Here is a 26,168-nt window from a genome sequence, read left to right on the forward strand (position 1 = left end):
GGCCCGGGGCGGCGCGCCAACGGCCCGCCGCCCTACGCGTCCATCGTGCGGACGCCGGGGACGCGCCGACGGCGGCCTCGTATGATGGTCGGCAGGTCATGAGTCCCAGCACCAAGCCCCGGCTTGCTGGGCGGCAACCCTCCTCGCGGTGGGGTGCCCCGGGTGAAGACCCGGCCGACCCTGACCTGGGCGGCAAGCGCGAGCGCCACAGGAGCAGTTTCGATGACCACGACCTCCCCACCACGAGCGACGTCAGGCGCCTGGCGGGACGGTGACCCCGCCGGTCGACGCCAGTTCGTCGACCTCGGTGCGGTGGAGCTAGAGCGCGGCGGTGTCCTTCCCGCGGTGCGGGTCGCCTACGAGACCTGGGGTGAGCTCAACGCCGCCGGGGACAACGCCATCCTCGTCGAGCACGCCCTGACCGGCGACAGCCACGTCGAGGGCCCGACGGGTCCGGGCCATCCGACGCCGGGCTGGTGGGACGGGCTGATCGGGCCCGGTCGGCCCCTCGACACCGATCGGCACTTCGTCGTGGCCGCCAACGTCCTGGGCGGCTGCCAGGGGAGCACCGGCCCGTCCTCGCCGGCCATCGACGGTGCCCCGTGGGGCAGCCGCTTCCCCTTCGTCACCGTGCGTGACCAGGTGCAGACCGAGGTCCTGCTCGCCGACGTCCTCGGCATCGACCGCTGGCGCGCCGTCCTGGGTGGCTCGATGGGGGGAATGCGCGTCCTCGAATGGGCGGTGACCCACCCCGAGCGGGTCGCCACGGCCATCGTGCTGGCCAGCACGGCATACGCCACTGCGGAGCAGATCGGGTGGTGCCAGGCGCAGCTGCTCGCGATCCGCGCGGACGGCAACTTCCACGGCGGCGACTACTACGAGCACGGCGCGGGACCCGAGGCGGGGCTGGGGATCGCCCGGCGGATCGCCCACGTCACCTACCGCAGTGAGCTCGAGCTGCACGAGCGGTTCGGTCGCGAGCCGCAACCGGCGGAGGACCCGCTGGGTGGAAATGGTCGCTATGCCGTGGAGTCCTACCTCGACCACCACGCGGGCAAGCTGGCCGGGCGTTTCGATGCCAACTCCTACGTCGTCCTCACCGAGGCGATGAACTCCCACGACGTCGGACGAGGGCGTGGGGGAGTCGCGCAGGCGCTCGCCAGGATCACCGCGCAGGTGGCAGTGGTCGCCGTCGACTCGGACCGGCTCTACCCGCCGCGGCTGTCCCAGGAGATCGCCGACGCGGTCCCGGCGGCCCAGCTGCACACCGTGCACTCGGACTACGGGCACGACGGGTTCCTCATCGAGATCGAGCAGGTCGGGCAGATCGTCGCCCGAGTGCTCGGTGGCCCTGCCTGACCGGGCGATTTCCGGTACGGTCGCCCCAGCGGCTGCCGTCGCCTGGTGTGCCCCGGTCCACCCGGGGCAACACTGCTACTCGGTCAACTGAACGTAGGAGGTCCCTGTGGCCATCGTTGTGGGATATGTACCGACGAAGGAAGGGCGCGCCGCTCTGCGCCGCGCCGCGGACGAGGCGCTGCTGCGCAAGTCCAAGCTGATCGTCATCAACTCCCAGCGCGGCGGCCGAGACTTCGATGGTGACGAGGCGAACCGTTTCGAGGCCGACCTCTCCCGCATCCAGGGTGAGCTCGACGAGGAGGGGCTGGAGCACGAGGTGCGCCAGCTCGTCCGGGGCAACGAGCCGGCCGAGGACCTGATCGCAGTGGCCGAGGAGGAGCACGCGGAGTTCATCGTCATCGGCCTGCGTCGTCGCACCCCCGTGGGCAAGCTCATCCTGGGCTCGAACGCCCAGCGCATCCTGCTCGACGCGTCGTGCCCCGTCCTGGCCGTCAAGGCCGACGCCTGAGTCGACTGGCGGCAACCGCTGCGCAGGGCGTCCACGGAAGTCTCGAGCAGGCTCCGGAGTGTGCCGATGCGTGATCTGCGGGCAACTCGTTTTACAATGTCATCAACGAGATCTCGTCAGGGTCCAGCCCAGCCGATCTCGGCAATACTTCCACTCCCGCTGTTGTTGTCACAGACATCCCCTCAAGCATGGCTGTGATGACGTGCGCCGTGCCGCGAGTCCGCGACGAAAGGTAGTCCGTGTCGCCTGTGTCCAAGAAGGCTGCGAGCCCCGCACCGTCTCTTCCCCCCGAGTTCTCCCACCCCGCACTGCAGAAGCTGCTCAAGCAGGGCCGCACCAACGGCTCGGTCGACAGTGGTCAGCTGCGTGACGCTCTGGAAGGGGCCGAGATCGCACCCAAGCGGATGAAGGCTGTGCTGCGTTCCCTGGACGAGCAGGGCATCCACGTGACCCTCGACTCGGCGACCGCCTCCCGCGCGGTGGCTGCGACCAGCACCCGGAAGAAGACGGCGACGGCACCGGCCAAGAAGGCGGCCGCCAAGACCGCCGTCAAGACTGCCGCGCCTGCTGCCAAGTCGGCTGCCAAGGCCGCTGCGCCGAAGGCCGAGACGACGAAGGCCACCCCCGTCAAGGCCGCTGCCGGCAAGGCTGCGGCCGCCAAGACCGCGCCCGCCAAGGCGACCACGACGAAGAAGGCCGCCTCGGCAGCCGCGGGCGAGGCAGCCCCGGCCACGAAGAAGGCGGCGACCTCGACGGCGGCCGCCAAGACCGCGGCCGCGGGCAAGGCTGCCGCGGACGGCGATGCCGCCGTCGATGGCGACGAGCCGGTGCCCGCCGAGCCGACCGAGGTGGTCGAGGGCGAGCTCGAGGACGTCGTGGTCGACGAGGACACCGAGGACGCCAAGAAGGACGACGAGGACGAGGGCTCCGGCTTCGTCCTGCGCGATGACGACGAGGACGATGCTCCTGTCCAGCAGGTCGTCACCGCCGGCGCCACCGCCGACCCGGTCAAGGACTACCTCAAGCAGATCGGCAAGGTCGCGCTGCTCAACGCCGAGCAGGAGGTCGAGCTCGCCAAGCGCATCGAGGCCGGCCTGTTCGCGGAGGAGCGGCTGAATTCCGGCGACAAGATCGAGATGAAGCTCAAGCGCGAGCTCTGGTGGATCGCCCAGGACGGCAAGAAGGCCAAGAACCACCTGCTCGAGGCCAACCTGCGCCTCGTGGTCTCCCTGGCCAAGCGCTACACCGGTCGCGGCATGCTCTTCCTCGACCTCATCCAGGAGGGCAACCTCGGCCTGATCCGTGCGGTCGAGAAGTTCGACTACACCAAGGGCTACAAGTTCTCGACCTACGCGACGTGGTGGATCCGCCAGGCGATCACCCGCGCGATGGCCGACCAGGCCCGCACCATCCGGATCCCGGTCCACATGGTCGAGGTCATCAACAAGCTGGCCCGGGTGCAGCGCCAGATGCTCCAGGACCTCGGGCGCGAGCCCACCCCGGAGGAGMTCGCCAAGGAGCTCGACATGACCCCCGAGAAGGTCGTCGAGGTCCAGAAGTACGGTCGCGAGCCCATCTCCCTGCACACCCCCCTGGGTGAGGACGGCGACAGCGAGTTCGGTGACCTCATCGAGGACTCCGAGGCCGTCGTGCCAGCCGATGCGGTCAGCTTCACGCTGCTGCAGGAGCAGCTCCACTCGGTGCTCGACACGCTCTCCGAGCGCGAGGCCGGTGTGGTCTCGATGCGCTTCGGACTCACCGACGGCCAGCCGAAGACGCTCGACGAGATCGGCAAGGTCTACGGCGTGACCCGCGAGCGGATCCGCCAGATCGAGTCCAAGACCATGAGCAAGCTGCGCCACCCGTCGCGCAGCCAGGTGCTCCGCGACTACCTGGACTGAGCCGCGGTGCCGGCTCGCCGGCATACCCACGCGTCACGAACGCCCCCCGAGACTCGGGGGGCGTTCGTCGTGTCGGTATGCCGTGCGAGGGCTTGCGCCGCGGCCACTACTCAGTGTTACTATCTACTGGTAGTCAGCAACACTGAGTAGCGAGGAGAGGGTTCCATGGGCAAGCAGGAGACCGAGATGCTCAAGGGGACGCTGGAGGGCATCGTCCTGGCGATCCTGTTCGCTCGGCGGGCCTACGGCTACGAGATCACGGCGTGGCTGCGGGACCAGGGCTTCGCCGACATCGCCGAGGGCACCGTCTATGCCCTGCTGGTCAGGATCGAGCAGCGCGGCCTCGTCGACGTGGAGAAGGTCCCGTCCGAGAAGGGCCCGCCGCGCAAGGTGTACTCCCTCAACGCGCAGGGACGCGAGCACCTCGACGAGTTCTGGAGGACCTGGAGCTTCCTCACCGAACGCCTCAACCAGCTCCGCAGTGAACCCGCCGACAACCCGGACGAAGGAGAGAAGTAGGCATGGGCGCGAAGTGGATCGAGACCGTCACCGGCTCGTGGGAACAGAAGAAGCAGTACCGGCAGTACCAGGCCCGCATCGACGCCTTGCCGGAGCCGTACGGCGCCGCGGCCAAGGCGGTGCAGCGGTACCTCATGCACTACGGGGGCATCACGGACGGAAGCATCCTCGTCACGATGCTGGGCGACCTCGCAGACCTCTGGGACCGCGCCGCCGCCGACGGGACCCCTGTGCGCGCCATCGTCGGCGCGGACCCGGTCGAGTTCGCTGAGGCGTTCGCACAGGCCTACACCGGCACCCGGTGGATCGACAAGGAACGCGCCCGCCTCACCAAGGCGATCGACGACGCGCAGGAAGGTGACGTGCAGGAAGGTCCGGAGCAATGACGACCAACGCAGCCATCCAGGTGCGGAGCCTCGAGAAGTCGTACAAGGACCTGGACGTCCTGCGCGGCGTGGACTTCGAGGTGGAGCGGGGGACCATCTTCGCCCTGCTCGGTGCGAACGGGGCGGGCAAGACCACCGTCGTGAGGATCCTGGCGACGCTGCTGAGGGCCGACGCGGGGACGGCCTCCGTCAACGGCTTCGACGTCGGGACGCACCCGGCCTCGGTGCGGGAGTCCATCAGCCTGACGGGACAGTTCGCCGCGGTCGACGAGATCCTCACCGGGCGGGAGAACCTCGTGCTGGTCGCGCGACTGCGCCACCTCGAGGACCCGGGCGCGATCGCGGACGACCTGCTCGAGCGGTTCTCGCTGACCGACGCGGCGAAGCGGAGGGTGTCGACGTACTCGGGCGGCATGCGCCGCCGCCTCGACATCGCCATGAGCCTGATCGGCACCCCGCCGGTCATCTTCCTCGACGAGCCCACGACCGGGCTCGACCCCCAGGCGCGCATCGAGGTGTGGCAGGCAGTCAAGGAGCTCGCCGAGCACGGCACCACGGTGCTGCTCACGACGCAGTACCTCGACGAGGCCGAACAGCTCGCCGACCGGATCGCGATCCTGAATGAAGGTCGGATCATCGTGGACGGCACCCTCTCCGAGCTCAAGCAGCTCCTGCCGCCGGCCACGGTCGAGTACGTCGAGAAGCAGCCGACCCTCGAGGACGTCTTCCTTGCCCTCGTCGGCACGAACCACTGAGGAGCCCCCATGACCACGCACTTCTTCGGCGACACGGCCGTCCTGCTGGGACGATCCCTGCGCCACATCACCCGCAGCCTGGACACCGTCATCACGACGACGGTCATGCCGATCGCCTTCATGCTGTTGTTCGTCTACGTGTTCGGCGGCGCGATCAGGTCAGGGTCGGACTCGTACGTCAACTACCTGCTGCCCGGCATCCTGCTCATCACCATCGCCTCGGGCATCGCCTACACCGCGTTCCGGCTCTTCCTCGACATGTCGGGCGGCATCTTCGAACGGTTCCAGTCGATGCCGATCGCCCGGTCGTCCGTGCTGTGGGCGCACGTGCTGACCTCGCTGGTCGCCAACCTGGTCTCGGTCGTGGTGGTCGTGCTCGTCGCACTCCTCATGGGCTTCCGCTCGGGGGCGGGCGTGCTGGCCTGGCTCGCGATCGCCGGGATCCTGGTGCTCTTCACCCTGGCGTTGACGTGGATCGCCGTCATCCCCGGCCTCTCCGCGACCTCCGCGGACGGGGCGAGCGCGTTCTCCTACCCGCTCATCTTCCTGCCGTTCATCAGCTCGGCGTTCGTGCCCACCGACACCATGCCGGGCCCGGTGCGCGCCTTCGCCGAGCACCAGCCGGTGACGTCCATCGTCAACGCCATCCGTGACCTGTTCGCACGGCAGCCGGTGGACGCCGACCTCTGGGTCGCGCTCGCCTGGTGCGTCGCCATCCTCGTCGTCGCCTACACCTTCGCCATGGTCACCTACCGCCGCAAGGTCTCGTGATCGCGTTCGCGCAGGCGCGGCCTCGGGCAGCCGCGGCGTCGGGCTAGCCGCGGCGTTCGGCGCGCCAGTCCTGGAAGCGATCCAGGGGCCGGCGAAGGAAGCGTCCCACCGCGGCACGGCGCTCGCGCCACTCGATCAGGCCGTCGGTGGGCCACCACGCGGCGCGGAGCCGGTCCTTGCGTCGGCGCACACCGGAGACTGCCTTGACGACCGTGTGGGTGTCGGCGCGGATGTCGGAGATGGTCGCTCCGGGTGGCGCGTAGCGCGAGCGTTCCACTCCGGAGACGACGCGGTTGAGGGCCTCGGTCTGCTCCCCTTCGAGATAGGCCTCCCGCTGGTAGAAGCGGCCGGCCTGACGCGGGGTGCTGCCCCGCGGAGGGATCACGCCGAGGTCGCCGATCCGTTCGGTCATGGCCTGCCACTCGATCTCCACGCGGGTCGACTCGTCGGGCGCGTGCCGCAGCCGGCGCCGCAGCCGGCCGCGTGCGGCGAGGGGTACGGCGAGCGACCCCAGGACCCCGCCGAGCAGCCCGAGCACGATCCACAGCGCGGTGGTCCGGGTGCGGGATCCGAACCAGCCGCCGAAGTCGGAGCCACCGCCGTCGGTGCTCGCCGGGTCCGTGGCACCCGGGTCGTTGCGATCACCGGGGCGGGTGGCGCTGGGCGCGGCGCCGCCGGTGGCGGTGTTGGTGGAAGGGGTGTCTCCGCCGGGACTCGTCGGGGCGAGCGAGTAGGACGGGGCGACGGTGTTCTGCGTGCCTGAGGGAGTCGGTTCGAACCGCAGCCAGCCGATGCCGTCGAAGAAGAGCTCGGGCCAGGCGTGGGCGTCGGACGACCGCACCGTGTAGGTGCCGCGGTCGGCGGTGCCCGGGAGGAAGCCGATCGCCATCCGGGCCGGGATCCCGGCTTCGCGGGCCATCATGACCATGGCCGAGGCGAACTGCACGCAGTAGCCGACCTTGGACCGGAGGAACAGGGTGATCGCGTCGGGCCGTTCCTCCTGACCGGCCTCGTTCTTGATGGTCTGGGGCACCTTCAGCGAGTACGTGAAGCCGCCGTCCGCACGGAGGTACTTCTGGATGGCGCGGGCGGCCTCGATGCGCGACGCGTTCTGCGGCACGATGTCGCGGACCAGCTGGCTGACGATCTCCTGCGAGGCCGGGTCGACCTGCAGGTCGTCCCGCAGGAAGCCTCCACTGGCCCCCTGGCGGCTCTGGGCCAGCGAGTCCTGCGTCGGGTTCAGCGCGAGGTAGGAGAAGCTGTACGAGCGCACCGAGCGGGTGACCACGGCGACCGAGGTGTTGCGGTCCAGGCCCCAGGTCGCGCGGCCGAGGTCGGCGGACACCAGCGGCGTCGGCGCGGCGATCTGGGGAGCCTCGATGCGGGAGTTCTCGACGGACACCCGGTACGTCTCCCGTGGGACATCGGGGGCGAGGTCTGGCGGCGGCTCGAGGGTGGTGCGACGGCCGTAGTCGACATCGTCGGCGCCGGGTCGCCATTTGCCGGCGATGTAGGTGTCGAGCACCACGACGCGCAGCGGCGTCAGGATCGCGGCATTCGTGGTGTAGCTCAGGACCGGTGCCTTGGACGGGGTGGTCAGGCTCTTGGTGAGGTCGAGGGTCGACTTGAGCCCGATCTGGCCATCGCTGAAGCCGGTGGCAGCGTTGGACCGGCCGAGGCCGTCGATGAGGTAGCGCGTGGGGAGGTGGGGGATGACCGCGGGCAGGACGACGGCAGCCGCCAGCCCGGCGACGGCCAGGGTCCGGCCCACCGCGGCATAGCCGTAGGCGCCGTCGCGGTCGTCGGCGTTGCGCCTGCCTGTCGTGCTCATCGGCACGGTGGTGCTCCACCGTCGCAGCGATGCAATGCCTTGGCGTCCGAGCATCAGCAGCCACAGACCGCCCGCCGCCACGAAGAACATCGGGTGCAGGGAGTCCCCGGAGTTGGAGGCTGAGAGCAGGAAGGCGGTGAGCAGCGGAAGGCCGGCCAGTGCGGGGGAGCGCCGCATCACGGCAAGGTGGTCGACGATCGTGGCCACGACCCCGATCGCGAGGCCGATCGCCAAGGTGATGCCGCGGTTGGTGGGGGCGGGCGCGGCGTAGTTCTTGATCGTCTCGCGCGCRTCGACGAGGAGGTTGTTGAAGGCCAGCACCATGTCAGGGGTGGGTAGCGCGTGCCAGAGGTGGCCGCGGCCGAAGATCCATCCCGCGGCGAGGACGACCCCCACCAGCTGGGCTGCCGCGACGGTGACCCAGGAGCTGGTGAGCAGCCGGACGAGGATCCCGATGACGACCACCGCGAACACCATGGCCAGCATGGGGCGGATCCACGTGTTCGGCGTGAACAAGGTGGTGAGGGGCCACGCCACGACAGCAGAGGCGGCCCCGGCGATGAGGGAGTCTGCGACCCGTCCGCGGCTCATGCCACACCAACCCGACTGGTCGTGCCGGACAGGACGCCCCAGACGGAGGGGATGTCGTCGCCCGAGCCCACGACCGCCACCGCCCACCCCGCGCCACGCAGCACCGGCACACAGGCGATCTCGTCGGCGGTCCCCGCCCGGTGGCGTCGGGTCGTCGTGAAGCCGTCCGGGTCCAGCACGATGGCCAGGGCCGTGCCGCCGGGCTGGCGCAGCGAGGCGACCCGCCGGGCCAGCTCCTCGTCGAGGTCGGTCACCACGGCGAGGACCAGTCCGCCGGGCGCCGTCACCGGGTGGGCGGCCTGGAGCACGTCGCCGAACTGGTCGTCCGACCCTGTCTCGGCCATGGCGAGCACGTCCAGGAGCGGGTCGACCTCCATCGCGGTGGCGGCCCGGCTGTCATCGGCGGTCTCGTCGCTGATCAGGTGCACGGCATACCCCTGGTCGAGGAGGTGGGCGGCGACGGAGGCGCACGCGGTCACGGCCCACTCGAACGAGCCCGAGGTGCCCGAGCCGTGGTGACCACGGGCGCGGGAGTCGAGCACGATCGCTGCCCGACGGCGCGCCGGGCGGTCCTCCTGGCGGACCATCAGCTCGCCCGTCTTGGCAGTCGCCGGCCAGTGGATCCGGCGCAGGTCGTCGCCGTCCCGGTACGAGCGGATGGAGACGTCGTCCTCGCCGTGGAGGGCGACCATGTGGGGGATGGCGCCCTCGGCTCCCACTCCGCTGCCCGGGGGCTGTCCGCCTCCGAGGGGGACGATCTTGGGCAGGACGAGGATGTCGCTGGATCCGGAGATCGCGGCCACCCGGGTGCTCAGCCCGAAGGGGTCGCGCAGGCGGACGCCGAGGGGTCCGAGCCGGTGGCGGCCCCGGACGTGCGAGCGCACCGAGTAGTGCACCTCCTGGCGGTCCCCACGGCGCAGCCTCGGCACGACGAAGCGCGGCCGGTCACCCAGGGCGTAGTCCAGCTGCTCCTCGGCCATCAGCAGCGGGCTGGCGGCGCCGCCGGCGTTCTCGATGCCGAGCGTGACGAGCGACTGCTCGTCGACCTGGATCCGCCCCGGCACGGCGGTGCGCTCCAGGGCGAACCGCAGGTCGTGGCGACGCATGAGCAGCCCACTCAGCAACGGCAGTGCCACGAGCAGCACGCCGATGCGGGTGAGGTCGGTGAAGCCGAGCCCAGTTCCGCACAGCACCAAGGTGATTCCCGCGGCGACGAACGCCCGCCCGCGGGTGGTGAGCAGGTCGCGAACCCGACGCACGACGAACGCCTCAGCGGCCGGCAGCAGGGACCGGCACGCGGCGCATGAGGTCCTGCAGCACCTCGCCGGTGCTGCGTCGGGCCAGCTGCGTCTCGCCGGTGGGGATGATGCGGTGCGCGAGGACCGGCAGCACGATGGCCTGCACGTCGTCGGGCAGCACGTGGTCGCGGCCCTCCAGTGCCGCGTGGGCGCGGGCGGCACGCAGCATGTGCAGGCTCGCCCGGGGGGAGGCGCCCAGCCGCAGCGCCGAGCTGGACCGGGTGGCCGCCGAGAGGTCGACGACGTACTGCTTGATGGCGTCGCTGGTGAAGACCGACCGGACCGCCCGCACCATGGCCGACACGGTGGCGGCGTCGGTGACCGGGCTGAGCGTCTCGAGCGGCGACACCTGCCCGTGGCTGTCGAGCATGGCCACCTCGGCGCGCGCCGAGGGGTAGCCGAGGGAGATGCGCGCCATGAAGCGGTCGCGCTGCGCCTCGGGGAGGGGGTAGGTCCCCTCCATCTCGATGGGGTTCTGGGTGGCCATCACGATGAACGGCTTGGGGAGGTCGTAGGTCTGGCCGTCGACGGTGACCTGTCCCTCCTCCATCGACTCCAGGAGGGCCGACTGCGTCTTGGGGGAGGCGCGGTTGATCTCGTCACCCACGACGACGTTGGCGAAGATCGCGCCCGGACGGAACTCGAAGTCACGCACGTCCTGGTTGAACACGCTGACGCCGGTGATGTCGCTCGGCAGCAGGTCGGGGGTGAACTGCACCCGTCGGACCGAGCAGTCGATCGACCGGGCGAGCGTCTTGGCCAGCATCGTCTTGCCGACGCCGGGGACGTCCTCGAGGAGCAGGTGTCCTTCGGCGAGCAGGACGGTGATGGCGGTGTGAACGACGTCCGGCTTGCCCTCGATCACCGAGTTGATGGCGCGGGCGAGCCGTCCGGCGACCTCGGTGACCTGCCCCAGTGACGCGGGCGATCCCGCGGGGAGGGAGAGCAACGTGTCCGGCTTCGTCGTGCCCACGGGTGTCGGCCTTGCCTGGTCTTCGTGCCTGCCTTGCACCGGATGTCCTTCCGTCGTCCCCCAGGCCGCCACGCTGCGCCCCTCCGGGTGGTCGATCGATCTTCCCCCACATCGCACCACCAAACCAAGGGGTATGCCGTCTCGTGACCTCCCGAGTCGGCTGCACGGGGTTGTTCGTCACCGCGGCGGTGCCGGACCGGCGCCACTCTGGCCGCCGTGATCCCTCGTCGGGGCACTCGAGGGATGCCTGAGGGCGCCGTTCTCCCCAAGTATGGTCAATCGTGCACCACTTTCCTCCACCCATGTGACCTGCAGAAATATCGTGATTGGATCGCAAATTGTGGTGAAAGTGAGGTAGGGACGGCTGATGGTGGAGTAAAGTGGGGGAAACCAGAGGGCCGTGGGGTCCTTGGACGGGTCGGCAGGGGAGGTGGGCGCGATGTTTCTCGGGACGCACAGCCCCCGCCTCGACGACAAGGGCCGCCTGTTCCTGCCCGCGAAGTTCCGCGAGCGGATGTCCGACGGCCTGGTCGTGACCCGGGGCCAGGAGCGCTGCCTCTACGTCTTCCCGATGGACGAGTTCCTCAAGGTGACCCAGCAGATGCAGGCCGCGCCGACCACGAGCAAGGCCGTCCGTGACTTCACCCGCGTGTTCCTCTCCGGAGCCTCGGACGAGGTGCCCGACAAGCAGGGGCGCGTGACCATCCCCGCCAACCTTCGGGCCTACGCGGGCCTGACCCGCGAGTGCACCGTCATCGGCGCAGGGTCCCGCGTCGAGGTCTGGGACACCGACAGCTGGAACACCTACCTCGAGAGCACCGAGCAGGGCTTCTCCGACCAGTCCGAGGAGGTCATCCCCGGACTCCTCTGAACCACGTGCCCCTGGAGCCAGGTCTCCAGCCGCTTCGCATCCCGGGACGACTTCCCCCGCCCCGGGCCGCATCCCTTGAAGCGGATGGAGACCTGACCACAGGGCCACCAGCACCACCAGCACGACCGCCACCGCAGTACCAGCACCGTCCCGCAGGAGATGTCGATGAACGCACGAGGAATGGCCGCCGACCGGCACATTCCGGTGCTCCGCGACCGCATCGTCGACCTGCTCGCCCCGGCCCTCACCGAGCCCGGGGCGGTCTACCTCGACGGCACCCTCGGGATGGGCGGGCACGCCGAGGCGATCCTCGAACGCTGTCCCCAGGCGCACGTGGTGGGCATCGACCGCGACCGCGAAGCGCTCGCGCTCGCTGCCGAACGCCTCGCTCCGTATGCCGCGCAGGTCACCTTCGTCCACGCGGTGTACGACGAGGTGCCGCGTGCCCTCGCCGAGGCCGGGGTCGACCACGTGGACGCCTCGCTCTACGACCTGGGCGTCTCCTCGCTCCAGCTCGACGAGACCGACCGCGGCTTCTCCTACAGCCAGGACGCCCCGCTGGACATGCGCATGGACCAGTCCGCCGGCCTGACCGCCGCCGAGGTGCTCAACACCTACGACGCGGCCGCGCTCGAGACGGTGCTGCGCGACTTCGGGGAGGAGCGGTTCGCCCGCAAGATCGTCGCGGCCATCGTCCGCGAGCGCGAGACCGAGCCCTTCACCACGTCGGGTCGTCTCGTCGAGCTGCTCAAGAAGGTCGTCCCGGCCGCCTCCCAGAAGAGCGGCGGCCACCCGGGCAAGCGCACCTTCCAGGCCCTGCGCATCGAGGTCAACGCCGAGCTCTCGGTGTGGGCCGCCGCGCTGCCGCGCGCGGTCGATGCCCTGGGCGTCGGCGGACGCATCGCCGTGCTGTCGTACCACTCGCTCGAGGACCGCATCACCAAGCGCGTGCTCTCGGCTGGAGCCAAGGGCAGCAGCCCGCAAGGCCTGCCGGTGGAGCTGCCCGAGCACGCGGCATACCTGCGCCTGCTCACCCGCGGCGCCGAGGAGGCCAGCCCCGCTGAGCAGGCCGCCAACCCCCGATCCGCCTCGGTGCGCCTGCGTGCCGCCGAGCGCACCCGACCCACTGTCGCCACCACGAAGGGAACCCACCGATGAGCCAGCAGACTGCGACCGCACGGGTCGCATCTCGGGCACCCGCCAGAAGGGTTGCGGCCCCGCAGCCCCTGAGGGTGGTTCCCGCGGCCGTCGGGCACCCGGGCAACGGGGTGTTCGCTGCGCTGTGCATGACCCTGCTCTGCGCAGGGCTCTTCGGCCTGCTCATGCTCAACACCGCCATGGCCGAGGGGTCGTTCACGCTGCACAACCTGCAGTCGACCTCGGGTGAGCTCGCCGACACCCAGGACGCCCTGACCCAGGCCATCGACGCGCAGCGCAGCCCCGCGAACCTCGCGGCCCGGGCCACCCGGCTCGGCATGGTGCCGGCCGACTCGGCCGCCTTTCTCCGCCTGTCGGACGGCAAGGTCCTCGGCGTGGCGAAGCCGGCCACCAAGGGCCGCGGCTTTACCGTGGTGACGGCTCCACAGGCGCCTTCGGCGAGGTCCGGTTCGGCCCGGAGCAGCAGCCCGGCGGCGACCGTCACGAAGAAGGGGGATGTGACGACGACGACCGTGGTCGTCACCAAGCCCGACGGCTCGGTCGTGACCACGGTGACCAGTGTCAATGCCAGGACGACGACCACGACCAGCACGACGACGACCAAGGCGCCGGCGAAGAACCCGGCTGCCCAGCCCACCCCCAGGCGCTAGCACCACGACTCGACAGCACCACCAGACAACCCCAGGACAGGACGCGAGGTACCCAGTGACGCAGACCCGAGGCAGCCGCCCCGGAGCCCCGCGCCCCACTGCGTCCTCAGGTTCCCGCGGCGCTCGCACCGGCGCGCCACACCCCAAGGCCGGTCAGCCGCGCACCGCGACCGCCCGCAGTCAGCCGGTTCCGCGCAAGGCCGCCGCGCCCGGACCCCGCAAGATCGCCAAGCCAGCCCGGTCGGCGAAGCCCGCGCACGCCGCCAAGGCGGCGAAACCGGGCTCCCACCCGACGAAACGGCCTCCCGCGCCGCCGCGTCCACCTGCCCGTCGCCGGGTCAGCCTCGGCGCCTCCAGCCCGCGTCGGCGGATGCGCACCATGACGATCGCGGTGCTGTTCATCTTCAGCATCTTCGGCGCGCAGCTGTTGCGCTTGCAGGGTTTCGACGCCTCGGCGGTGTCCAAGGACGCGCAGTCCTCGCGCACCGCGACCATCGCGCTGCCGGCCATGCGCGGCTCCATCACCGACCGCAACGGCACGATCCTCGCGTCGAGCATCGAGCGCCGCACGGTGACCGTCGACCAGACCGCCGTGCCGCAGTACGTCAAGACCGTGAACGGTGTGCGGAGCAAGGTCGGGGTGGCCGGTGCCGCGGCCGACCTCTCACCCCTGCTCGGCATACCGGTGGACACCCTGACGGCGGAGCTCACCGGCACCGCCAGGTACCGCGTGCTGCAGAAGAACATCACGCCCCTCAACTGGCGCAAGATCTCCGAGCTGGGCATCAACGGCATCTACTCCGAGGCCACCTCGGACCGCGTGTACCCCACCGCGACCGCTGCCTCGGCGCTGGTCGGTTTCGTCCAGTCGGACGGCACCGCCGGTGCCGGCCTCGAGGTCCTCATGGACAAGACCCTCAAGGGCAAGTCCGGCAAGACCATCTTCGAGCAGTCCCAGGACGGCCGGCCGATCCCGAACGCCCGGCAGGAGACCATCAGCCCGGTGCCGGGTCGGGAGGTCCAGCTCACCATCGACTCCGACCTGCAGTGGTTCGCCCAGAACGCCGTGGCCCAGAAGGTCATCGAGACCCAGGCGCTGTCGGGCACCGTGGTCGTGGAGAACGTCAAGACGGGGGAGCTGCTGGCTGTCGCGTCCTACCCGACCTTCGACCCCAACCAGCCCGGACAGTCGAGTGAGAACTGGACCAACAAGGCCTTCAACGACGTCTACGAGCCCGGCTCCACCGGCAAGGTGATGACGGCCGCGGCCGCCATCGAAGAGGGTGTCGTGACCCCCGCCGACGTGGTCGAGGTCCCCAACCGGATCCACCGCGCGGGCACGGAGTTCAAGGACAGCCACGACCACCCCACCGAGTACCTCACGTTTGCGGGGGTTCTCGCGCAGTCCAGCAACATCGGCACCATCCTGGCCGGCGAGAAGGTCAAGGCGGCGACGATGTACGACTACTTCACGAAGTTCGGCCTCGGCCACACGTCGGGGATGGGGTTCCCGGGTGAGGGTCCCGGTCTGCTGGCGAACGTCAAGGACTGGAGCGGGTCGCAGCGCTACACCGTGCTGTTCGGCCAGGGGCTGTCGGTCAACGCGCTCCAGGCAGCCGGTGTCTTCCAGACGATCGCCAACGACGGCGTGCGCATCCCCCCGCGGATCGTGGCCGCCACGGGGGACGGCAAGGGTGGGTTCACCCCGGCTCCCAAGTCGGAACCGGTCAAGGTCGTCTCACCCGGCACGGCCAAGCAGGTGCGCGACATGCTCGAGGGTGTCGTCACCAAGGAGGGCACGGCGCCCGAGGCCAAGATCCCGGGCTACCGCGTGGCGGGCAAGACGGGCACCGCCGACCGGTACGACGCGCGGGTCGGCGGGTACTCCGGCAAGACCTCCAGCTTCATCGGCTTCGCACCGGCCGATGACCCGGAGATCGTCGTCGCGGTGACCCTGCAGCGCCCGATCAAGGGCTACTTCGGCGGGGTGGTCGCCGGCCCGGTGTTCCACGACGTCATGACCTATGCGCTCCAGGAGCTGCAGATCCCGCCCACGGGGACGTCGTCACCGGTGGCCAAGATCCACCCCGAGAAGGTCCCGGCCGCCAGCGACCTGAGCGTCATCCGCGACCGCAGGTCGGGCGCGTCCGGCGCCTCCCGCTGAGGGTAGGCTCGCTGTCCGTGCCATCCCCCCGTCCGTCGTCCCCGCAGGCGACCCCGCTCTCCGCCGTGGCCTCCCTCGTCGGGGGCGCGCTGGTCGGTGAGGACGGCCAGGTCACGGGGGTGAGCCTGTCCTCCCAGGACGTCGTGCCCGGAGACCTCTATGCCGCCCTTCCCGGTGCCAACGCCCACGGGGCGAGGTATGCCGCGGGGGCGCGGGAGGCGGGCGCGGTCGCCGTCCTCACGGACGAGGCGGGACTCGACGTCCTCGAGGCCGAGGGGGTGGGCCTGCCCCGCGTCGTCGTCGAGCGGCCACGCAGCATCGTCGGGCTCGCGGCCTCCCTCGTCTACGGCACCGGCACCCTCCCGCTGCACATGTACGGCGTGACGGGGACCAACGGGAAGACCACCACGGCATACCTCATCAACTCGGCCCTGACGGCCCTCGGTCACACGACCGGCCTGATCGGCACCGTCGAGACGCGGATCGGTGACGAGCGGGTCAAGAGCGTCCGCACGACGCCGGAGGCGACGGTGCTGCATGCCCTGCTCGCGGTGATGACCGAGCGCGCCATCGACTCCTGTGTCATGGAGGTGTCGAGCCACGCCCTGAGCCAGCACCGGGTGGACGGCGTGGTCTACGACGTCGCGCTGTTCACCAACCTCTCGCAGGACCACCTCGACTTCCACGCCACCATGCGTGAGTACTTCCTGGCCAAGGCCGACCTGTTCACCCCTCGGCGGTCCCGCACCGGCATCGTCTGCGTCGACGACGAGTGGGGGCGGGAGCTGGCCACCATCTCGACGGTGCCGGTGACGACCCTGACCTCGCTGACCGATGTGGACGCCGACTGGCGCCTCGTCGCCGGCGAGGACGACCCGGCCATGTTCACCCTCTCCGATGGCGTGACGACGCTCCACCTGCGGTCCGCCCTGCCCGGCGACTTCAACCGCGTCAACACGGCAATGGCCGCACTGGCCCTGGTGGCCGGCGGGATCGAGCCGCAGGATGCCGAGCGCGCCCTCCTGGTCGACCCCCACGTCCCCGGCCGGATGGAGCGGGTGGACGTCGACGTCGTCACCCCTCCCGGGCTCGACCTGCCACTCGTCGTCGTGGACTACGCGCACAGCCCCGATGCGGTGGCAGCGGCGCTCAAGGCGTTGCGCCCCCAGACCACCGGCGCCCTCGTCGTCGTCCTCGGCGCGGGGGGAGACCGGGACCGCGGCAAGCGCGCCGCCATGGGACGGGCGGCGGCGCAGGGGGCCGACCTCGTCGTCGTCACCGACGACAACCCCAGGTCCGAGCCCCCGGAGGCCATCCGCGCCGCCGTGCTCGAGGGCGCGCGGGAGGCGGGGACGGCTGCTGGGCTCCATGACGTCGGCGGAAGGGCAGCCGCCATTGCCGAGGCCGTGCGTGCCGCCCACGCCGCTGGACCCGGGAGCGTGGTCGCCGTCGTCGGCAAGGGCCACGAGACAGGGCAGGAGATCGCGGGAACCGTGCACCCGTTCGACGACCGGGCCGAGGCGCGTCGGGCCCTGGAAGCACTGATCGCGAAGGCCGATCGTCCTCAGGGTGGTGGCGGTCGATGATCCCGTTGTCGCTCAAGGAGATTGCCGAGATCACGGACGGCCGACTCGAGGGCCTGGACGACGCCGAGGCGGCTGCAGTCGTCATCGACGGACCGGTCGTCACCGACTCGCGCGAGGCCGGGCCGGGCGGGCTCTACATCGCCCGCGTCGGGGAACAGATGGACGGCCACCAGTTCGTCTCCTCGGCCGCGGGGCTGGGGGCCGTGGCCGCGATGACGACGAGGCCGGTGGACGGACTCCCGTGCGTCGTGGTCGAGGACATCCAGGCCGGCCTGGCCTCGCTCGCCCGGGCGGTCGTCGACAGGCATCCAGACCTCAGGGTCATCGGCATCACGGGCTCCTCAGGCAAGACCTCGACCAAGGACCTGCTCGCCAGCGTCCTGTCCAGCGCCGCGCCGACCGTGGCGCCGGTGGGTTCCCTGAACTCCGAGGTCGGCGTGCCCCTGACCGTGTTCCGCGTCACGCCGCAGACCCGGTTCCTCGTCGTCGAGATGGGTGCCCGCGGGGTGGGCCACATCGACTACCTCACGCGAATCGCCCCGCCCAGCATCGGGATCGAGCTCAACGTGGGCACTGCGCATGTGGGGGAGTTCGGTTCCCGCGAGGCGATCGCCGTCGCGAAGGCCGAGCTCGTCCAGGCCCTGCCGCCGGGTGGGCTCGCGGTCCTCAACGCCGACGACCCGGTCGTCCGCGCCATGGCAGCGCAGACCACCGCGAGGGTGCGGCTCGTCGGCACGGGACCCGAGGCCGACGTCCGGGCCACCGACATCACCCTCGACGAGCTGGGTCGACCGTCCTTCGCCGTTGCCGCACCCGAGGGCAGCGCGCGGGTCACCCTCCCGTTGCACGGCGAGCACCACGTCGGCAACGCGCTGGCCGTCGTGGCCGCGGCGCTCGAGTGCGGGTTGGCCCTCACCGAGGTCGTTGCCGCCCTGGCCACCGCCGTGCCGGCGTCACGCTGGCGGATGGAGGTCACCGAACGTCCCGACGGCGTCACGGTCGTCAACGACGCCTACAACGCCAACCCCGACTCGATGCGTGCGGCACTCAAGGCCCTGGTGGCGATGGGCGGCGGCCGCGGCCGCGACGACACCGCGCCGGCCCGCCGCACGTGGGCCGTCCTAGGGTCGATGCTCGAGCTCGGCGAGGACTCGACCACCGAGCACGACGCCATCGGACGACTCGCGGTGCGGCTCAACATCTCCCGACTCGTCGTGGTGGGTGACACCGCCCGCCCGATGGCGACCGGAGCCCAGCACGAGGGGTCCTGGGGCGACGAGGCCGTGTGGGTGCCGGATGCCGACGCCGCCTACGATCTGCTGGCCGAAGAACTTCGGCCCGGTGACGTCGTGTTGTTCAAGTCCAGCCGTGATGCCGGACTACGGTGGCTCGGAGACAGACTGGCCGGCAGGGGCGCAGCCAACAGCGAGGAGGGCACGACGTGAAGGCGGTGCTGCTCGCGGCCGTCATCTCCCTCGTGGGCGCGCTCTTCGGCACCCCGATGTTCATCAAGTTCCTCGTCCGCCGCGGCTACGGCCAGTTCATCCGCGACGACGGCCCGACCTCGCACCACACCAAGCGCGGGACGCCCACCATGGGTGGCGCGGTCATCATCGGCTCCAGCCTCGCGGCATACGGCCTCGCGCACCTGCTCACCGGCACTCCGCTGACGTGGAGCGGCGTGCTCGTCCTGTTCCTCATGGCGGGGCTGGGGCTGGTCGGGTTCCTCGACGACTACATCAAGATCTCCAAGCAGCGCAGCCTGGGTCTGCGGTCACGCGAGAAGCTCATCGGCCAGACCCTGGTCGCCGTCGTCTTCGCCGTGCTGGTGCTGCAGTTCCCCAACAGCAAGAACCGCACCCCCGGCTCGACCCACATCTCCTTCGTGCGTGACACCGGGTTCGACCTGGCCTTCGCCGGCACGCTGCTCGGGCTGATCCTGTTCATCATCTGGGCCAACATCATGATCGCCGGCACGTCCAACGGCGTGAACCTCACCGACGGACTCGACGGTCTCGCGACCGGGGCCTCCGTCATGGTGTTCGCGGCCTACGTCCTCATCGGCATCTGGCAGGGCAACCAGAACTGCCAGACCACCCCCGGTCTCAAGTGCTACGAGGTGCGTGACTCGCGAGACCTTGCCGTCGTGGCCGCCGCGGCCATGGGCGCGTGTTTCGGGTTCCTGTGGTGGAACGCGTCCCCGGCCAAGATCTTCATGGGTGACACCGGGTCCCTCGCCCTCGGCGGACTGCTCGCCGGACTGGCGATCACGACCCGCACCGAGCTGCTCGTCGTCATCCTCGGCGGACTGTTCGTCGCGATCACGCTCTCGGTCATCATCCAGGTCGGCTCGTTCAAGCTGACCGGCAAACGGGTCTTCCGGATGGCGCCCCTGCAGCACCACTTCGAGCTGCTCGGCTGGAACGAGGTCACCATCGTCATCAGGTTCTGGATCATCGCGGGGCTGTTCGTCGCCCTGGGCCTCGGCCTGTTCTACGCAGAGTGGGTCGTGGGCACGGCGTGAGCACCGGACCGATCCCGGGTCCCGGCAGTGGCAGCAACGGCCCCGTCGGTGGACGGCTCGACGGCCTGACGAGCGCCTCGGCCGACTGGAGCGGGCTGTCCGTCCTCGTCGCCGGTCTCGGTGTGAGCGGCTTCGCCGCGGCCGACGCACTCCACGAGCGCGGCGCGCGAGTGGTCGCGGTCGACGGGGGAGACCCCGAGGCCAACACCGCCCTCGGAGAGCGGGCGCGCATCCTCGACATCCTCGGCGTGGACGTGCGCCTCGGCTCCGACCACGTCGTGGGTGTGCCGGACGGCCGGCTCCCCGACCTCGTCGTCACCTCCCCGGGGTGGCGCCCGGACCAGCCGCTGCTCCTGGCAGCCGCGCAGGCCGGCATACCCGTCTGGGGCGAGGTGGAGCTCGCCTGGCGGATGCGTGCGGAGGTCGGCCCGGCACCGTGGCTGACCATCACGGGCACCAACGGCAAGACGACGACGGTCACCATGCTCGCGTCGATGCTGAGGGCTGCGGGGCTGCGCGCCACCGCCGCCGGCAACGTCGGCACCCCGATCCTCGAGGCGGTGCTGCACCCCGAGCCCTACGACGTGATCGCGGTCGAGCTGTCCAGCTTCCAGCTGCACTGGTCGGACTCGATCGCCCCCTACGCCTCGGCGTGCCTGAACGTGGCCCCGGACCACGTCGACTGGCACGGCTCGATGGAGGAGTACCAGCGGGCCAAGGGCAAGGTCTACGCGCGCACCAAGGTCGCGTGCGTCTACAACGTGCAGGACCCCGTCACCGAACGGCTGGTCATGGACGCCGAGGTGCAGGAGGGCTGCCGCGCGATCGGGTTCACGCTCGGCACCCCGGCGCTGTCGATGGTGGGCGTCGTCGACGACATCCTCGCCGACCGTGCCTTCGTCGAGCAGCGCAAGACCTCGGCAGCCGAGCTGGCCACCCTCGACGACGTCCGCGGCAGCGCCGCGACCCTCGCACCGCACAACCTGGCCAACGCCCTGGCGGCGGCGGCCCTGGCCCGGGCCTACGGCGTGGCCCCGCTGGCCGTCCGCGACGGGCTGCGGGCCTTCACCCCCGACCCGCACCGCATCGCCGACTGCGGCGAGGTCGACGGGGTCCGCTACGTCGACGACTCCAAGGCCACGAACCCGCACGCGGCGGCCGCCTCGCTGCACGCCTTCGAGCACGTCGTCTGGATCGCCGGGGGCCTGCTCAAGGGCGCCGACGTCGAGGACCTGGTCCGCGAGGCGGCCGACCGGCTGCACGGCGTCGTCCTCATCGGCGCGGACCGCGCCCGGCTCGCTGAGGCGTTGGCCCGACACGCGCCGGATGTCCCCGTCGTCGAGGTGTCGAGCACGGACACTGGAGTCATGGAGACCGTCGTCGCGCGCGCGGCCGAGCTCGCCGAGCCCGGCGACGTCGTGCTGCTCGCCCCGGCAGCGGCCTCGATGGACATGTTCCCCAACTACGGTGCCCGAGGCGATGCCTTCGCTGCGGCGGTCGCACGCCACGCCGGGTCCGCGGGAGACTAGCCGTGAGCAGTGCCACCACCTCGCCCCCCGGGGCGCGGACCGCGTCGCACGCCTCCTCGAACCGCGCGTCCTCGACCCAGGGGGAGCCCGGCCGGGTCGGAGGCTGGCTGCAGCGACTCGACTCGCCGGTCACGAGCTACTACGTCCTGCTCAGCGTCACCGTGGTGCTCGTCGTCATCGGCCTGATCATGGTCCTGTCCGCCTCCTCGGTGAAGTCGCTGGTCCAGACCGACAACTCCACCCCCTATGTCTTCTTCCGCAAGCAGCTCCAGTTCGCAGCCATGGGCGCGATCGCCATGGTCGTCGCGGTGCGCATCCCCCCACGGGCCTGGAAGGCCTTGGCGGTGCCGATCCTGGTCGGCTCCCTGCTGCTCCAGCTCCTCGTCTTCACCCCCCTCGGCGTGTCCGTCAACGGCAACCGCAACTGGCTGGCCCTAGGCCCGGTCACCCTGCAGCCCTCCGAGTTCGCCAAGATCGGGCTGATCCTCGTCGGTGCCACCGTCCTCACGGCCAAGCGCAGGCTGCTCGGCCAGATGCGGCACGTCCTCATCCCGTTCCTCGTCCCCGTCGCGGCAGGGACGATCGGCCTCGTCCTGCTCGGTCACGACCTCGGTACGGTCATGGTGATGGGCGGGATCGTCGCCGGACTGCTGTTCGCCGCGGGAGTGCCGCGCCGGATGTTTGTCTACGGCTGCTCGCTCTTCGCGGCCCTCGCCGTGACCATGGTCGTCACCAGCCCCAACCGGTTGGCCAGGTTCGATGTCTGGCTGGGCAAGGACACCAACGAGTACGGCGCCTACCGCCAGCCGCTGCACGGCCGCTACGCCCTCGCCGACGGTGGCTGGTGGGGAGTGGGCCTCGGCGCCAGCCGTGAGAAGTGGCAGTGGTTGCCCGAGGCGCACAACGACTTCATCTTCGCGATCCTCGGCGAGGAGCTCGGCCTGCCAGGCACGCTGGTGCTGCTCGCCCTGTTCTGCGCCCTCGCCCTGGTCTGCTACCGGATCGTGCTGCGCAGCGACGACCTCTTCGTGAGGGTCGCGACCGCTGGTGTGATGGCATGGATCGTGGTCCAGGCCATCATCAACATCGGCGCCGTGATCGGGCTGCTCCCCGTGATCGGGGTGCCGCTGCCGCTCGTGTCCTACGGCGGGTCGTCGCTGATGACCACGATGTTCGCCCTGGGGATGCTGCTGTCCTTCGCCCGCAAGGAACCGGGCTGTTCCGAGGCGCTGTCGGCCAAGCCGTCCGTGGTGCGTCGCTCGCTCGCGGTCCTGCCGGGGCGTCGGGGACGTCGCTGATGTCTGCCGAGTCCACCCCCACGTCGGTCCTGCTGGCCGGTGGCGGGACGGCCGGCCACGTCTCGCCCCTCCTGGCCCTGGCCGACTGCCTGCGCCGGCGTGACCCCGAGGTCGTCATCACCGCCCTGGGCACCGAGACCGGCCTCGAGGCGAGGCTGGTCCCCGACCGTGGGTACCCGCTGATGACCGTTCCCAAGGTGCCGCTGCCCCGCCGTCCGTCCGGTGACCTGCTCCGCCTCCCGGGCAACCTCCGCGCCGCAGTCGCGGCCGCCGAACGGGCCATCGAGCAGTCCGGCGCCCAGGTGGTCGTGGGCTTCGGTGGCTATGTCTCGACCCCTGCCTACCTCGCCGCCCGTCGCCGACACGTCCCGATCGTCGTGCACGAGCAGAACGCCCGCGCGGGCCTGGCCAACCGGGTCGGCGCCCGGATGACCCGTTTCGTGGCCACGACGTTCGCGAGCACGAAGCTGGCCCACGCGACCGCGATCGGCATGCCGCTGCGCCGCGAGATCGCCCAGCTCGACCGCGTCGCGCTGCGCCCGGAGGCCCTTGCCCACTTCGGGCTGGAACCCCACTGGCCGACGGTGCTCGTCACCGGCGGGTCGCTCGGGGCGCAGCGGCTGAACACGACGTTCGAGGCCAGGGCCGCGACGCTGCGGGCGGCCGGGGTGCAGGTGCTGCACCTCACGGGCGCCGGCAAGGAGTTCGTCGCCGACAACGGCGGGCCCGGCGCGCCCTACGTGGTCGCGCCCTACGCCGACCGGATGGACCTCGCGTATGCCGCGGCCGACCTCGTCGTCGCCCGCGCGGGCGCCAACACCGTCTGTGAGCTGACCGCGGTGGGGCTGCCGGCCGTCTACGTCCCGCTGCCCATCGGCAACGGCGAACAGCGGTTCAACGCCGCCGACGTCGTGGCCGCCGGTGGTGGACTGCTGGTCGAGGACGCGGCGCTCACCCCGTCCTGGGTCGACGACACCCTGGTGCCGCTCGTGTCGGATCGTGACCGGATGGACGCGATGGCAGCCGCCTCTGCGGCGACAGGGGAGCGGGGCGCCGACGAGCTGCTGGCCGACCTGGTGGTCGCTGCCTTCACGGACTCCATTGCGGGGCAACGATGAACGGCTCCAACGAACGGTTCGACTTCACCGAGCCCGTGCCTCCTCTGGGCGACCTGGGCTCGATCCACTTCATCGCCATCGGTGGCGCCGGCATGTCCGGCGTGGCACGCGTGATGCTGGCCCGGGGGTGCGCGGTCAGCGGCTCCGACGCCAAGCAGTCCCCGGTGCTCGCGGCCCTCGCCGCGGAAGGCGCCGACGTCCACGTCGGCCACGACGCGGCATACGTCGAGGGCAAGGACACCGTCGTCATCTCCTCGGCGATCCGCGAGACCAACATCGAGCTGGCGGCCGCCCGCGCGGCGGGCCTGCGCGTGCTGCACCGCTCCCAGGCCCTCGCGAGCACCATGGCGGACTCGCGACGCGTGGCCGTCGCGGGGGCCAACGGCAAGACCACGACGACCTCGATGCTGACGGTCGCGCTCCAGCACTGCGGCGTCGACCCGTCCTTCGCTGCCGGCGGCGAGCTCGCCAAGCACGGCACGAACGCGCACTGGGGCACCGGCGAGGTGTTCGTCGCGGAGGCCGACGAGAGCGACGGCTCGTTCCTCGTCTACCGGCCCGAGGTGGCGGTCGTCACCAACGTGCAGCCCGACCACCTCGACTTCTACGGCACCTTCGAGCGGGTCCAGGAGGCCTACACCGCGTTCGCGGCGACCATCGTCGATGGTGGGCTCCTCGTCGCCTGCCACGACGACGAGGGATCCCGCTCGCTGGCGGAGGCGACGCGGGCCGCCGGCACCCGGGTGCTCACCTACGGGTGGTCGAGCGACGCCGACGTCGTCCTGCGCGACGAGGTCTTCCGCGGGCTGATGGGTCGGGTCACCGTCACCGGGCCCGACGGCGTCCCGCGCAACCTGCGGATCAACATCCCCGGTCGCCACAACCTGCTCAACGCGGCTGCCGCCTACACCGTGGCCGTCGACGGCCTCGGTCAGGACCCCACCCGCGTGCTCGACGGGCTGTTCGGCTTCACCGGCACCCGGCGTCGGTTCGAGCCCAAGGGGTCGGCGGCCGGTGTCTCGGTGGTCGACGACTACGCCCACAACCCCGGCAAGGTCGCGGCCGTCGTGGGCACGGGCGCGGACCTCGCAGGCGAGGGGCGGCTGGTCGTCGTCTTCCAGCCGCACCTCTACTCGCGCACGCGGGACTTCGCCCGCGAGTTCGCGTCGGCGCTGCTGCCCGCGGACGTGGTCGTGCTCATGGAGATCTACGCGGCCCGGGAGGACCCCATGCCGGGCGTCTCCTCCCAGCTGATCGCCGACGCGCTGCGTGAGCTGCGGCCGGACGTGGACGTCACCGTCGTCCCCTCGTGGTCGGCCGTGGCCGAGCACGTGGCCGGTCGGACCCGCGAGGGTGACCTCGTCATCACGGTGGGTGCTGGGGACGTGACGATGATCGGGCCCGAGATCCTGCGCGCCCTCGGTCAGGCATGAGCCGTCATCCCGGGTCCAGCGGTCGCGCGGGCCGCACGGGGCTCGCGTCGTCCCGTGCGCGGTTCCAGCGGCGCGCCCACGAGGTGCGCCAGCGCCCGCTGCGACTGCTCGCGTATGCCGCCGCGAGCCTGGCGGTCGTGGTCTTCCTCGGGTGGGTGGTCGGGTTCAGCCCGGTCCTCGCCGTGCGCCACGTCGAGGTCGTCGGGGTCCCCGAGGCCGAGGTCGCGGCCATCAGGGCGATGGCCCAGGTGCCGCTGGGGGAGCCGTTGGCGCGGGTCGACAGCGGCGCCGTGGCCGCCCGCGTGGCCGAGCGGGCCACCGTGGCGGACGTCTCGATCGAACGGTCCTGGCCCAGCACCCTGGTCATCCACGCCAGCCCGCGGCAGCCGTTCCTCGTCGTCAAGAACCCTCAAGGTCAACTACAGGTTGTAGACGAGACAGGGATGGCCTACGCCCAGGTCAGCACCCCTCCGCGCGGCGTTCCGACGGTGAATGCCGCCACCACCGCAGCCCTGTCCCGGGATGCCCTCGCAGCAGCCGTCAGCGTCCTCAAGGCGCTCCCCGCGGCGACACAGAAGCGGGTCACCAACATCACCGTGAGCAGCGCCAACCTGGTCACCCTGCGGATCGGTCGTACGTCCGTCGTGTGGGGTGGGATCGAGGAGCCGGAGCGCAAGGTGGCCATCATGACGGCGCTGCTCGCCTCGCGGCCGACGTTGATCGACGTCAGTGCTCCGAGCACGCCCGTCACCCGATGAGGGCGACGCCCGCAGCTCGTGTCACACTGTGACCGGTGGGGCTGAAGTGACGGGTGTGACAGGCCATCCGACGGCCTCGCCGAAAACTGCTGAATCGGGTGAATCTGTGCTGCGACACGCGGTCGATCAGGTTGCCTGCGACCCATGTGACGCATAGCGTCGGCGACACCGAAACGTAGGCATCTGG

23 protein-coding genes and 1 riboswitch are annotated in these 26,168 nt (G+C 70.9%); of the genes, 19 read left to right on the top strand and 4 right to left on the bottom strand.

Features of this window, described 5'->3' with window-relative positions; genetic code table 11:
- Window positions 1–94: 94 nt before the first annotated feature.
- Window positions 95–205: riboswitch (SAM riboswitch) on the top strand.
- Window positions 206–222: 17 nt separating this feature from the next.
- The 7 genes from metX to AC1DVZ_RS13985 all read left to right on the top strand — a co-directional run bounded on the left by metX (window position 223) and on the right by AC1DVZ_RS13985 (window position 6,199).
- Window positions 223–1,359, top strand: coding sequence for a homoserine O-acetyltransferase MetX (gene metX, locus AC1DVZ_RS13955; RefSeq protein ID WP_477618802.1), 1,137 nt, complete (start codon window positions 223–225; stop codon window positions 1,357–1,359).
- 106 nt (window positions 1,360–1,465) lie between these two features.
- Window positions 1,466–1,867: a universal stress protein gene (locus AC1DVZ_RS13960; protein WP_477618803.1), complete on the top strand. Its 402-nt coding sequence runs from the start codon at window positions 1,466–1,468 to the stop codon at window positions 1,865–1,867.
- A gap of 248 nt (window positions 1,868–2,115) precedes the next feature.
- Window positions 2,116–3,768, top strand: a complete 1,653-nt coding sequence (locus tag AC1DVZ_RS13965; protein ID WP_477618837.1) for an RNA polymerase sigma factor — start codon at window positions 2,116–2,118, stop codon at window positions 3,766–3,768.
- Window positions 3,769–3,933: 165 nt separating this feature from the next.
- Window positions 3,934–4,287: a PadR family transcriptional regulator gene (locus AC1DVZ_RS13970; RefSeq protein ID WP_477618804.1), complete on the top strand. Its 354-nt coding sequence runs from the start codon at window positions 3,934–3,936 to the stop codon at window positions 4,285–4,287.
- A gap of 2 nt (window positions 4,288–4,289) precedes the next feature.
- A complete protein-coding gene (locus tag AC1DVZ_RS13975) occupies window positions 4,290–4,673 on the top strand; it encodes a DUF1048 domain-containing protein (protein ID WP_477618805.1) in 384 nt (127 codons plus the stop codon).
- Window positions 4,670–5,428 carry an ABC transporter ATP-binding protein gene (locus AC1DVZ_RS13980; protein ID WP_477618806.1) on the top strand — a complete coding sequence of 253 codons (759 nt, stop codon included), beginning with the start codon at window positions 4,670–4,672 and terminating at the stop codon, window positions 5,426–5,428. The genes AC1DVZ_RS13975 and AC1DVZ_RS13980 overlap by 4 nt, the downstream gene beginning before the upstream one ends.
- 9 nt (window positions 5,429–5,437) lie before the next feature.
- Window positions 5,438–6,199 carry an ABC transporter permease gene (locus AC1DVZ_RS13985; protein ID WP_477618807.1) on the top strand — a complete coding sequence of 254 codons (762 nt, stop codon included), beginning with the start codon at window positions 5,438–5,440 and terminating at the stop codon, window positions 6,197–6,199.
- A gap of 43 nt (window positions 6,200–6,242) precedes the next feature.
- On the opposite strand, the gene AC1DVZ_RS13990 is transcribed toward AC1DVZ_RS13985, so the two are convergent.
- The 3 genes from AC1DVZ_RS13990 to AC1DVZ_RS14000 are packed head-to-tail and all read right to left on the bottom strand — an operon-like array spanning window position 6,243 to window position 10,892.
- Window positions 6,243–8,621, bottom strand: coding sequence for a transglutaminase TgpA family protein (locus AC1DVZ_RS13990; RefSeq protein ID WP_477618808.1), 2,379 nt, complete (start codon window positions 8,619–8,621; stop codon window positions 6,243–6,245).
- On the bottom strand, window positions 8,618–9,880 hold the full coding sequence (locus AC1DVZ_RS13995) for a DUF58 domain-containing protein (protein ID WP_477618809.1): 1,263 nt from the start codon (window positions 9,878–9,880) through the stop codon (window positions 8,618–8,620). Before AC1DVZ_RS13995 ends, AC1DVZ_RS13990 begins: the two co-directional genes overlap by 4 nt.
- A gap of 10 nt (window positions 9,881–9,890) precedes the next feature.
- Window positions 9,891–10,892, bottom strand: a complete 1,002-nt coding sequence (locus tag AC1DVZ_RS14000; RefSeq protein WP_477618810.1) for an AAA family ATPase — start codon at window positions 10,890–10,892, stop codon at window positions 9,891–9,893.
- A 439-nt stretch (window positions 10,893–11,331) separates the two neighbouring features.
- Between AC1DVZ_RS14000 and mraZ the strand changes: the two genes are divergently transcribed.
- The 3 genes from mraZ (at window position 11,332) to ftsL (ending at window position 13,571) form a co-directional block, all read left to right on the top strand.
- Window positions 11,332–11,763, top strand: coding sequence for a division/cell wall cluster transcriptional repressor MraZ (mraZ, locus tag AC1DVZ_RS14005; RefSeq protein ID WP_477613318.1), 432 nt, complete (start codon window positions 11,332–11,334; stop codon window positions 11,761–11,763).
- 165 nt (window positions 11,764–11,928) lie between these two features.
- Complete coding sequence (rsmH, locus tag AC1DVZ_RS14010) at window positions 11,929–12,921, top strand: 16S rRNA (cytosine(1402)-N(4))-methyltransferase RsmH (protein WP_477618811.1); 993 nt, start codon at window positions 11,929–11,931, stop codon at window positions 12,919–12,921.
- Window positions 12,918–13,571, top strand: coding sequence for a cell division protein FtsL (gene ftsL, locus AC1DVZ_RS14015; RefSeq protein ID WP_477618812.1), 654 nt, complete (start codon window positions 12,918–12,920; stop codon window positions 13,569–13,571). Before rsmH ends, ftsL begins: the two co-directional genes overlap by 4 nt.
- Before the next feature lie 180 nt (window positions 13,572–13,751).
- Here ftsL and AC1DVZ_RS14020 read toward each other — a convergent pair whose 3' ends face one another.
- Window positions 13,752–13,973 carry a hypothetical protein gene (locus tag AC1DVZ_RS14020; protein WP_477618813.1) on the bottom strand — a complete coding sequence of 74 codons (222 nt, stop codon included), beginning with the start codon at window positions 13,971–13,973 and terminating at the stop codon, window positions 13,752–13,754.
- Between AC1DVZ_RS14020 and AC1DVZ_RS14025 the strand changes: the two genes are divergently transcribed.
- Genes AC1DVZ_RS14025 through AC1DVZ_RS14065 form a run of 9 tightly spaced genes read left to right on the top strand, consistent with a single transcriptional unit; the run spans window position 13,951 to window position 25,981 of the window.
- The gene (locus AC1DVZ_RS14025; RefSeq protein WP_477618814.1) at window positions 13,951–15,735 is read left to right on the top strand and encodes a peptidoglycan D,D-transpeptidase FtsI family protein; all 1,785 of its coding nucleotides are present in this window, start codon (window positions 13,951–13,953) and stop codon (window positions 15,733–15,735) included. The two genes, AC1DVZ_RS14020 and AC1DVZ_RS14025, sit on opposite strands and share 23 nt — an antisense overlap.
- 17 nt (window positions 15,736–15,752) lie before the next feature.
- Window positions 15,753–17,321: a UDP-N-acetylmuramoyl-L-alanyl-D-glutamate--2,6-diaminopimelate ligase gene (locus tag AC1DVZ_RS14030; RefSeq protein ID WP_477618815.1), complete on the top strand. Its 1,569-nt coding sequence runs from the start codon at window positions 15,753–15,755 to the stop codon at window positions 17,319–17,321.
- On the top strand, window positions 17,318–18,766 hold the full coding sequence (locus AC1DVZ_RS14035) for a UDP-N-acetylmuramoyl-tripeptide--D-alanyl-D-alanine ligase (protein ID WP_477618816.1): 1,449 nt from the start codon (window positions 17,318–17,320) through the stop codon (window positions 18,764–18,766). Before AC1DVZ_RS14030 ends, AC1DVZ_RS14035 begins: the two co-directional genes overlap by 4 nt.
- The gene (gene mraY, locus AC1DVZ_RS14040) at window positions 18,763–19,845 is read left to right on the top strand and encodes a phospho-N-acetylmuramoyl-pentapeptide-transferase (RefSeq protein ID WP_477618817.1); all 1,083 of its coding nucleotides are present in this window, start codon (window positions 18,763–18,765) and stop codon (window positions 19,843–19,845) included. The genes AC1DVZ_RS14035 and mraY overlap by 4 nt, the downstream gene beginning before the upstream one ends.
- A gap of 11 nt (window positions 19,846–19,856) precedes the next feature.
- Window positions 19,857–21,374 carry a UDP-N-acetylmuramoyl-L-alanine--D-glutamate ligase gene (gene murD, locus AC1DVZ_RS14045; RefSeq protein ID WP_477618838.1) on the top strand — a complete coding sequence of 506 codons (1,518 nt, stop codon included), beginning with the start codon at window positions 19,857–19,859 and terminating at the stop codon, window positions 21,372–21,374.
- A gap of 2 nt (window positions 21,375–21,376) precedes the next feature.
- Window positions 21,377–22,672, top strand: coding sequence for a putative lipid II flippase FtsW (gene ftsW, locus AC1DVZ_RS14050; protein ID WP_477618818.1), 1,296 nt, complete (start codon window positions 21,377–21,379; stop codon window positions 22,670–22,672).
- Window positions 22,672–23,790 (top strand): undecaprenyldiphospho-muramoylpentapeptide beta-N-acetylglucosaminyltransferase, encoded by a 1,119-nt coding sequence (gene murG, locus AC1DVZ_RS14055; protein WP_477618819.1) that lies wholly within the window; start codon window positions 22,672–22,674, stop codon window positions 23,788–23,790. The genes ftsW and murG overlap by 1 nt, the downstream gene beginning before the upstream one ends.
- A complete protein-coding gene (gene murC, locus AC1DVZ_RS14060; RefSeq protein ID WP_477618820.1) occupies window positions 23,787–25,223 on the top strand; it encodes a UDP-N-acetylmuramate--L-alanine ligase in 1,437 nt (478 codons plus the stop codon). The genes murG and murC overlap by 4 nt, the downstream gene beginning before the upstream one ends.
- On the top strand, window positions 25,220–25,981 hold the full coding sequence (locus tag AC1DVZ_RS14065; RefSeq protein WP_477618821.1) for a cell division protein FtsQ/DivIB: 762 nt from the start codon (window positions 25,220–25,222) through the stop codon (window positions 25,979–25,981). The genes murC and AC1DVZ_RS14065 overlap by 4 nt, the downstream gene beginning before the upstream one ends.
- The last annotated feature ends 187 nt before the right edge of the window (window positions 25,982–26,168 follow it).

The organism is Pedococcus sp. P2_E5 (assembly GCF_056403895.1).